Annotated in this window: 12 protein-coding genes and 2 tRNA genes; all 14 read left to right on the forward strand. The window is 37.1% G+C overall.

Annotated elements, in window-relative coordinates; genetic code table 11:
* The coding region (locus tag AB1498_12310; protein ID MEW6089076.1) for an IS110 family transposase at positions 1-176 on the forward strand (176 nt) is incomplete at its 5' end.
* Between the two features lie 55 nt (positions 177-231).
* Positions 232-1,734, forward strand: a complete 1,503-nt coding sequence (locus tag AB1498_12315) for a CRTAC1 family protein (GenBank protein MEW6089077.1) — start codon at positions 232-234, stop codon at positions 1,732-1,734.
* Between the two features lie 72 nt (positions 1,735-1,806).
* Entirely contained in the window at positions 1,807-2,883 is a 1,077-nt protein-coding gene (locus tag AB1498_12320) for a hypothetical protein (protein MEW6089078.1), read from the forward strand.
* Between the two features lie 2 nt (positions 2,884-2,885).
* Positions 2,886-3,845 carry a NosD domain-containing protein gene (locus AB1498_12325; GenBank protein MEW6089079.1) on the forward strand — a complete coding sequence of 320 codons (960 nt, stop codon included), beginning with the start codon at positions 2,886-2,888 and terminating at the stop codon, positions 3,843-3,845.
* 77 nt (positions 3,846-3,922) lie between these two features.
* Complete coding sequence (locus tag AB1498_12330) at positions 3,923-4,174, forward strand: DUF433 domain-containing protein (protein ID MEW6089080.1); 252 nt, start codon at positions 3,923-3,925, stop codon at positions 4,172-4,174.
* On the forward strand, positions 4,155-4,517 hold the full coding sequence (locus tag AB1498_12335) for a DUF5615 family PIN-like protein (protein ID MEW6089081.1): 363 nt from the start codon (positions 4,155-4,157) through the stop codon (positions 4,515-4,517). The genes AB1498_12330 and AB1498_12335 overlap by 20 nt, the downstream gene beginning before the upstream one ends.
* Positions 4,518-4,613: 96 nt before the next feature.
* A tRNA-Arg gene (locus AB1498_12340) sits at positions 4,614-4,690 on the forward strand.
* 91 nt (positions 4,691-4,781) lie between these two features.
* Positions 4,782-4,855 (forward strand) — tRNA-Gly (locus AB1498_12345).
* A gap of 115 nt (positions 4,856-4,970) precedes the next feature.
* Positions 4,971-5,624: a histidinol phosphate phosphatase domain-containing protein gene (locus AB1498_12350; GenBank protein MEW6089082.1), complete on the forward strand. Its 654-nt coding sequence runs from the start codon at positions 4,971-4,973 to the stop codon at positions 5,622-5,624.
* Between the two features lie 10 nt (positions 5,625-5,634).
* Positions 5,635-6,309 carry a tetratricopeptide repeat protein gene (locus AB1498_12355; protein ID MEW6089083.1) on the forward strand — a complete coding sequence of 225 codons (675 nt, stop codon included), beginning with the start codon at positions 5,635-5,637 and terminating at the stop codon, positions 6,307-6,309.
* A 268-nt stretch (positions 6,310-6,577) separates the two neighbouring features.
* Positions 6,578-6,955: a hypothetical protein gene (locus AB1498_12360; GenBank protein ID MEW6089084.1), complete on the forward strand. Its 378-nt coding sequence runs from the start codon at positions 6,578-6,580 to the stop codon at positions 6,953-6,955.
* A gap of 64 nt (positions 6,956-7,019) precedes the next feature.
* On the forward strand, positions 7,020-7,514 hold the full coding sequence (locus tag AB1498_12365) for a hypothetical protein (GenBank protein ID MEW6089085.1): 495 nt from the start codon (positions 7,020-7,022) through the stop codon (positions 7,512-7,514).
* 6 nt (positions 7,515-7,520) lie between these two features.
* The gene (locus AB1498_12370; GenBank protein MEW6089086.1) at positions 7,521-8,045 is read left to right on the forward strand and encodes an NHL repeat-containing protein; all 525 of its coding nucleotides are present in this window, start codon (positions 7,521-7,523) and stop codon (positions 8,043-8,045) included.
* Positions 8,042-9,568: an ankyrin repeat domain-containing protein gene (locus AB1498_12375; protein MEW6089087.1), complete on the forward strand. Its 1,527-nt coding sequence runs from the start codon at positions 8,042-8,044 to the stop codon at positions 9,566-9,568. Before AB1498_12370 ends, AB1498_12375 begins: the two co-directional genes overlap by 4 nt.
* Positions 9,569-9,927: the final 359 nt, after the last annotated feature.

The following is a 9,927-nucleotide window of genomic DNA, read 5'->3' on the forward strand; positions in this document are numbered from 1 at the left end:
CAATAAAATACAATCAATATTTAAGAGGTTTTTACTTTAGACTAAAAGCTAAAAAAGGCAGCGGTAAGGCGATTATCGCGACAGCGAGAAAGTTTCTTACAATAATTTATCGCACACTTAAAAATAACTGGGTGTTCGATGATTTTAATAAATTCAAATTAGCTGAAGCTATTTAAAAAATAAGTCTTCAGAGTAGAAAATAATTGACTTTTAACATAGGAGAAATAAAAGATGAAAAAGATATTTTTTTGTATTTTACTTTTTCTTTTAGTACCGGTGTTAGCGGGAAATTCTGCCGGCTCAATGAATTTTATTGATATAACAAAAGAATCCGGAACAGGAGACCCGGGACGCGGGAAGGGTGTGGCTGTCGCTGATTTTAATAACGATGGATTACTGGATTTTTATGTTTCAAATAAAGGCGGGGGGAATGTTTTATATCAAAACACGGGTGATATGAAATTTATTGATGTAACGACAAAGGCAGGCGTGAATGAAGCGGGTTATTCACTTGGTTCATGCTGGGGTGATATTAATAACGATGGACATATTGACCTGTATGTGCCTAAGGGCGGCGTTTATGAAATTGAATCGAACAGGCTTTTTTTAAACAATGGTGATGGAACATTCACGGATATAACCGGAAAAGCGGGTGTTGGCGCAAAGACTTTTAGTTATGGCTCGGCAATGGCTGATATTGACCATGACGGCTATTTAGATATATTCTGCGCAAATTACGGCACAAATAATAAAAATATTCTATATAAAAATAATGGCAATTCCACTTTTACTGAAATTACTGAAAAAGCGGGATTAAGCGATTTAGGATGGTGCTGGAGCGCTACTTTCGCGGATGTAAACGGCGATGGATGGGACGATTTGTATGTGGTTCACGGAAGATACCCCGCCGGGGAGAGAAACAAATTGTACCTTAATAACGGTGATGGCACGTTTAAGGATATTTCAAATGAATCCGGTACCGATGATTCAAGCTGGGGCCTGGGCGCGACTTTTGCCGATATAGATAATGACAGCGATTTGGATCTTTTTGTTTCAAATTACCAGGGTGGGAATAAATTATTTATTAATGACGGGACCGGCCATTTTAAAGATTTTACAAAGGAATCACATTTGGATAATTATGCGGGATGGGGCAAAGGCCCCGTTTTCGCGGATTTTGACCATGACGGTTATCTTGACTTATATGAGGCGGACTGCAAAGGTCCCAACCATCTTTATAAAAATAATGGCAAAGGAGTATTTAGCGATATTACCGATAAGATTTCAGAGATAAACTGCGGCATGGTTAAAAGAAGCAAGGGTGTTGCCACGGCGGATTTTGATAATGACGGGGATATAGATTTATATGTTGTTAACTGGAGTATGCCAAACAGGCTTTTTGTTAATACCCGGAATGACAAAAATTTTCTGAAAATAAGCCTTGAGGGCAGGATGTCAAACCGCAATGCTGTTGGTTCCTGGGTAAAAGTATATGAATCGGGGCATCTTGGAGATATGAAATATTTCAAAGGATTAAGGGAAGTGACTACCGCCAGCGGTTTTTGCTCTATGAGCAGTTTAGATGTGCATTTCGGCCTGGACGCGTCAAAAAAGTATGATTTGGAAATAAGATTTACCAATGGCACTAAAGTTGTTAAGAATGATGTTTCATGCGGCCAAACTTTAAAAATAAAGGAACCGGCGCAGATAAACGCTGTAGCAAGAAAAAAATAAATAATATATCAAATTAAAATAAAAATAACCCTGTAGTGGCTTTCTGCAGGGTTATTTTTTAGGCGGGTTTTTTTGGTAAAAATTAAAATATCAGTATTAATTACCATTTTTATTTTGGGGTGCGGCCGTTATTCCGCGAAGGATAATACCACCCCAATTGGCACAATTAAAGGGAAGGCGGTTTATCAAAATAAAGGTATAAGCGGGGCTGTTGTTTACGCTTATAAAAAGGATGAAAAGGGGTTTTCCTTATTGATGACCGCTGTTTCTTTGCCTGCTGATGAGAATGGCAATTTTTTACTGGAACTTAGAAACGGCATCTATTATTTAGTGGTAAAAAAAGACAATAATTATGGTTATTTTGGTGGAAATCCGGTCGCGGTTTCGGCGGGAAGAACGGTGGAACTAACCATAAATTGTGTCAAGAAAAATTTTTCCAAAGAAACTGATTTAGAGGCTGATACAAAACCGGGTATTTCAGGTATGGTTTATTATGAGGACAGGCCTTTAGATAAAGCAGAAGTATTTTTTTATCTGAGCATGGAAAATGATTTAAGAGGTCCCGCCTATTTTTCCGCGGCAACAGATGAAAAAGGTAAATTTTATGCTCCGCTTGAATCAGGGACATATTATATTGTTTGCCGCAAGAGAATGGGAGAGGGGCAATTCGGTCCGATACAGCCGGGAGATTTTTTTGGATATTATGAGGGAAATCCGGTATCCGTAAAACAGGGTGAACACCGGAATATTGAGTTATACACTCTGAAAAAGGAATTAACCAGGGAATCATTCAATATTATTACTCCAAGCGGCATGATAAGTGAAAATCAAACGTTTATTTCAGGAAGAGTTTATGATATTAAAAGAAATCCTGTCCAGGGCGTGTATGTCTGTCTCTATAAAAAAGATGAAATGGTCGGCAAGCCTGAATATATATCTGATAAAACAACGGAAGACGGCTTTTTTCAGATTAATCTTATTTCAGGCGGTAAATTTTATTTGATCGCGAAACAAAATTTTGGAATTATACCGAAGCCCAATGATTTTATCGGGTATCTTTCCGATTCAAGAGACCATTCTATTGAAATTGGCAGCGGTAGAAAGCTGATTAATCTGGAAATAGTCGGCGAAAGGATTTTATCCCGGTAACCATGAAAAATAAAAGATGGATATTGTTGTTTTATATTTTTATGTATTTTGTTTGTTGCGGGCATTCTTTCTGGCCTCTCCAAAAAAGAAATAAAAACGAGGCAAAATCACTATTTAATCCCCGTCCAGGCAGTTCTCAAAAAAAAGACATCTCCCGCCCAGTTAAAAGAATTTTCAGGGAAGAGGACATCGTTATTTCACAGGATACAATATGGTCGGGTAAACTTGAAATCGAACAGGTGGTTTTGGTTAAAAAGGGCGCAGAACTGACAATCAGTCCGGGAACGGAGTTGTTTTTTTCCGGGCCGAAAATCGAAAGTGATGATGTTCACGCCATCCATGGAGGCGGCATAAAAGTTGAGGGCCGGATTCATGCAGAAGGCACAGTTGACAAACCTATTATTTTTAGCGGAAAGAATGAGGTCCCCGGCGGGTGGGGTAATATCTTTTTGACTTACAGCCAGGATAACGTTTTTACGTATTGTATTTTTGAATACGCGAATTTTGCCATTCATGCGCATTTTTCTTCGTTAAATATTTCAAATTCATTGTTTGCAAATAATAATGAGGGATGCCGGCTGGGTTTTTCACAGGCGGTCATTAAAAACAGTATTTTCCGCCTAAATGAGGCCCGCGGCATAAATTTTCGCGCGGGCAGGCATGAAATTATAAACAACAGCATAGTGGCCAACAGGGTTGGGATTTTTATATATGAAAACGGAAATCAATCGAAGATTTTTTCCAATAATATTTTTAATAATGCCGAATATAATTTGCAGTTAGGCGATTTTCACAAGGAAAATGTCACTATGTCAAATAATTATTGGGGAAAGGTACCGGATTACGATAAACTTATTCATGATAAAAATGATGACGAAAATATAGGAAAAGTTGAAATAATACCTTTAATCGAAGAGGAAATCCACTGGGAGAATGAAGAAAAGGTAAAAATATTGAGATAAAACAAGAAAAATGAAAAATAATTGACAAAAGATATTTAGATTGATAGTATATTAACAATTTCATGGAGGTAAAAATAATGAATAAACGAATTATAATAGACCCGGATATCCAACATGGTAAACCCGTTATTAAAGGGACAAGGGTCCCAATTGCGAGAATTATCGGTGGTTTTGCGGGCGGTATGTCAGAAAAAGAAATAATGCAGGAGTATGAAGTAAGCAGAGAAGATATTAGGGCGGCTTTAACTTACGCAGGAGAACTTATCGAGGAAGAGGAATTTCACCCTATTTTTGTTTCAAAGGAAAAACATGCGGTTTCTAATAGATGAAGATCTCCCGCGTTCTATTGGCGATTTATTGCGAAATTATGGGCATGAGGCTGTTGATGTGCGTGACATTGGATTACGGGGGGCAAAGGATTTAAAAATCGCTGCTTATGCTAAAAGAGAGAAACTATGCTTAATTACAGGGGATTTTGATTTTTCAGATATTCGTAATTATCCACCTTCACAATATACCGGCCTTATTGTTTTAAGTATTCCAAAAGATGCAACTGCGCGTTTTATCAATAATTTGCTTGAAGGGTTTTTAATCCAAGATAGATTAGTTTCACAATTGTATGGCAGGTTGGCAATTGTTGAACCAGGGCGTATCAGAATCCGGAAGAAATAAATTTAATATTATATGGCAAAAATTTTACCTAAATTGGTATATTAAAAAAAGATTGTTTTTTGGAGTATTTGAGATATAATATATATTTATTTTAAGGCGCCCGTAGCTCAGATGGATAGAGCAGCGGTTTCCTAAACCGTTGGCCGTGAGTTCGACTCTCGCCGGGCGCACCAGTCCGCCTTTAGCGGACGGAGAAATTGAAAATCGAAATTCGAAAATTGATGTGATTTTATTTTCTAATCTCGATTTTCGATTCTCTAATAGGCGGGTGTGGTTCAATGGTAGAACACGAGCTTCCCAAGCTTGTGACGAGGGTTCGATTCCCTTCACCCGCTCCAGAATTTTTGTGTGAAACACAAAAATTAGAGCAATCGAAAATCGAAATTTGAGAATATATGGAAAATGGTTCGATTGCGGTCAATTTTCGATTTTCTATTTTCGAACGGGAGTTTTATGATCGACTTACATACTCATTCATTTTTAAGCGACGGGGAATTGATCCCGTCGGAACTGGTTATTCGCGCCGAAAAGATTGGTTACAGGGCGATAGGTATAACCGATCACGTAGATTTTTCAAACTACAAGGATGTGATTAAATCGATATTGGAATTTCAAAAACGATTTCAAACATCTTTCAAAATTATTGTTATACCCGGCGCGGAAATAACCTATGTCCCGCCACCTTTAATTCCTGAATTTGCGAAAGAGATCAGAAGCTTTGGAATTAAACTAATTGTTGTTCATGGTGAAACTTTGGCTGAAACCGTTCCCGAAGAAACAAATTTCTATGCTTTAAAATCCGACATTGATATTCTCGCGCATCCCGGCTTAATTACATATGAACTTGTGAAGACAGCCAAAGAAAAGGGGATTTGCCTTGAAATAACTTCACGCAAGGGGCATTCATTATCTAATGGCAATGTCGCAAAATTGGCCTCTGAAGCGGGAGCAAACATTGTAATTAATACGGATTCACACAGCCCGTCCAATTTAATAACAAAAGAGAAAGCGATAAAAATAGGCCTGGGGGCCGGGTTAAATATGAAAGATGTTGAAAAGGCATTCTTGAATTCTGAAAATCTTGTTAAAAAAATCACAAACAAATAAAGGAAATAAAATGTCAAAAATTTCAAAAACCGAACTAAAACGCAATGAACTTATAGAATGGCTGAAATTGACCGCTTACTATTTTAAAAACAATATTAAAGTTGTAATAATAACAGTTACAAGCATCATATTTATAATAATTGCCGGCAGTTCAATACTCTATATTAAAAGAAAAAATAACAGATTAAGCCAGGAAATGTTATTCCAGGCGATTAATATTTATCACTCGAACCCATCCCAGCCGGGCGAAACCGGCAAAAAAACGTTAATTGACAGTATATCCGGCCTGAAAAATGTAATTGATAAATATCCAAACACTCAAAGTGCGTCCATCGCATATTTTTATTTAGGGAACCTTTATTACCAGTTAGCGGATTATCAGCAATCTTTGCAATATTATAACGATTTTGCTAAAAAATACCCAAGGCATGAACTGATACATCTTGTCCATAAGAATACGGCTAATATTTATGAATCGTTAAAAAATTTTGATGAAGCTGTAAAAATTTATGAAGATTTAATAAATATGCATGGTATTGATTTAAAAGAGAAAGATGATTTAAAATTAAATCTCGCGCGTATTTATGAAATACAGAACCAGATTGATAAGGCAAAGAAAATATACGCGGAGCTTTCCAATAATGAGGAAGCGCAATTCAGGCTGAGCTGTTTATCAGATAAATAAATTAATATTTCCTTATATTACAAGCCTTTATCATTTCTCTTTGAAGATGTTTCTTTAATACTTCCTTTTTGGCTTGATAGGGGGCAGCCCCCCTTTTATTATTCTATATGCAAAAGCTCATAATTTAACTATTGCTGACGGGAGCAGTGACAAAAATAAATTCTTTGAAATTATGGACACTGAATAAAAAACATTATCTAAGGAATTCCTTTTAATATTATTAGTTTTATTCGGAATTTTTATTGGCAGGAGTTTTGCAATAGATGAAATGCTTAAATCCTCTATTATTAATTTAAGACCCGGAGCTGAAAATGACCTTGAACCATCAGGAGATTTGGCAGAACATAAAGTAAAAATTGATATTCTTGTTGTAGTTTATGATAAGGAAGAGATTAAAGAGTTAAAAGAAATTTTATCAAAACCATTTGATTCAGCAAATATCAATCAACTTTTTGAAAAGGCAATACTTTCAGATCATATAGGCGAACAGAGAGTTATAAGGACATTTACTATTGTTGAATATTTATTGAAAAATAGCAAAGATGAAGGTTTAATTAATACAATACATACAAATTTAGAAAAAACATTCGCGAAAATAATTGATAAAATAGTGGATGGTCATTGCATTATTACTCAAGGGTCTTAGCATATACTACAAATATGATTAAATCTTATGGAAGTGATATTTACCAGTAGGGCAAAAATAGTTCGTGAAGAAGGCGAAACAGAGATTGGAATATTTAAGAAAGATTTATGAATTCAAAAAAGGAACAATTAAGGTGAAAAAAGGAAATATCCTATTTTCAATAATATTTATTTTGGTGCTCAGCTCTCTGACTTTTGTTCAAGCACAAGAGCAGCATTCGCTTAGCGACCCGTATGCCGCTAAACCGGTGAAGTTGTTAAGAACGTTTGGAAAAGGTCTCTTCGGACAGATTAATAATATTTACGTGTCGCCCAAAGGCGTAATTTATGTTTCAGACGCGGGGGACTGCACCATAAAAGCCTTTAATATGCGGTATGAGTTTTTGTTCAGCTTTGCAGGGAAAAAACAATCTCCGGGCTCAGATCAGAAATCCAAACTCCAAAGCATCTTGGAGCTTTATTCGGATAAAGACAGTAATGTTTACGCGGCGGATTATAATCAGAACCTTGTTAATGTGTATGACTCCAGCGGGAAATATCTTTCCGGTGTTAAACCGTAAACCGGGATGCAGAAAAAACTCAGCGGCAGAGGAGTTTCCGGGGTAGCTGTAAACAGCGCAGGAGATATTTTTATTACCGACAGTGCGAATGGGCGAATCGAGGTCAGGGATAAAAACGGTAAATTTAAATATCAGATAGATAAATTCGAAAATAAATACAAGAATGAACTTGTTTCACCGACACATCCAAGGATCAATAGTAAAGACGAGCTTTATGTTTTAGACCCTTTAATCGGAAAGGCGCATCGTTTTAACGCTCAAGGTGATTATCTAGGCAGTTTTGGAAGGGTTTTCCTGGCGGCTTCAGGATTAGCCATAGATAAATATGACAGGATATATGTCATAGATATGTTTTTCAATGCTGTGCAGGTCTTTGACAGGGGTGGAGAAATTTTATTCTCGTTATGCGATGAAAAAGGCGAGGGCCTTTATATCCCTTATCCGACGGGTCTGGCGGTGGATAACGAAAATCTTATTTATATCGGATGCAATGATGGTGGCTGGTGCGTCAAGGTTCTGGAGATAAAATGAAAAGAACAGTTCATTCACTCTTTTTAGTTTATTTAATATTTTCTTTTAAAACCAATAGTGGTTACGCGGGATTTGATAATAGCCCTCACAATATCATGGCATGGTTTAATTATTCCCGGGGCGGTTTTCCTAACAAAAAGGCTAAATGTGAAATTTGCCATGGTTATAATGAATTTATACATTTTTTTAAATATAGAGATGATACAAGTAATACATACGGGCGAATCGCGATTCTTTGTTGGAAATGCCATGGCAATAATCTGTTTCTGGGGAGGACCGAACCCGTGGTTTATAATGAAATTTTTAAACCTTTAGACAAAAATTACAAACCATCCGCCGGCGATATGGATTCTCATCCCTCAAGAGGTACCGGTTCAGGAAGCGATATCAAAATATTAAAAAATACTTATATCCCATATATATTGGAATGGCCGTACACAGGCGGCTGGAATGACGGGAAAAACACTGAAGACATAGAATGCACTACCTGTCACAATGTTCATGACTGGAATTCAAGATGGGACACGCGGGACGGGAAGAGAAAATTTTTGAGAGAGGCCGTTTATTATGAATCAGGCGGCATGGCGTTTAATTTCTGCGCTAATTGCCATTTTATCAGGGACAATGAAACGGGCAACAAGCATTTAACAGAGATAAAAATGAAAATTTCAGCGGATATGATAAAACCTTTTTATTCGGCTGAAGGTCTGGATGAAAAAGGCGTCGATAGAGGCGGCAGGGCGGTTTGGGACTCGGCATCCCCACCGGCCGGAGAATTTTTAGGCCCAAGGTTGTATAACAATGTCATAATTTGCCAGACTTGTCATACGCCCCACGGAGCGGCTCGTGATACGGATACCGCGGGTTTGAGAAAAAGAAGCCTTTTGGCGATAAACAGCAAGATGGACAGTACTGAAAATATACTGTTAGTTTTAGAAAATGCCAGAACGCAACTTTTTTATCCTGATCTGAATAGAGAATTATTATATGCGTCCGGAAAAGGGGACTTTGAAACTGTAAAAGCCTTGCTTGAAAAAGGCGCTGACGCAAATACTGAAGATAGAAAGGGAAACACAGTTCTTATCCGGGCGGTTTTGAGCGGCAACAGCAAGACAGTGAAAATTCTGCTGGAAAAAGGCGCGGATGCGAATGTAAAAGATATGTACGGTAACACCGTTTTAATATGCGCGATTCAAAGTGGCAAGATTGACATAGTAAAAATTTTGGTGGAAAAGGGTGCGGATGTAAATGCGAAAGGTCCTTTATTCTTTGCTGTCTGGAGAAAAGAAGACATAATGCGATTTTTACTGGAGAATGGCGCTGATGTTAACGCAAAAAATAAAGACGGTGCGACTGTTTTAATGTATGCGGTTCAAGCTGGGGGTAGGATTGACATAGTAAAAATTCTGCTTGAAAAAGGCGCGGATGTGAATGTGAAAGATAATTACGGATTGACAATTTTTGATTACGCAGATAGAAGGCATGATATTACTATTATTAATGCTTTAAGGGGAAATAAGTAATAGCAGTGAAGCTGATATGGATAAAAATAAAAAATATTGTAAGCGCTACTGCAAGTGCTGCCGCAGGGTGTTTTTTGCGATTTGCGGTTCATAAATATATGTTGACAAGAGAAACAGAAAAAGATAATATTCCGGTATGCCAAGGCATGCAAGAATAGATTACGAAGGATAATAAAGAATATTATTTTGCAAACGAAATAAAATGATTAAACGGTTTATTTCCTTATATTACCAGAACTTTGACAGTTAAACCCTAAAAAATCGCAAAAGAAGCGAAAAGAACCGCATAGAAATAAGGGGCGGTTCTTTTTTTTGGCCAAAGTGTAGTGCCATGTTTGATTAAAAATAATTAAAATTTT

Source organism: bacterium (genome assembly GCA_040754625.1).
Classification (GTDB): Bacteria; JACRDZ01; JAQUKH01; order JAQUKH01; family JAQUKH01; genus JAQUKH01.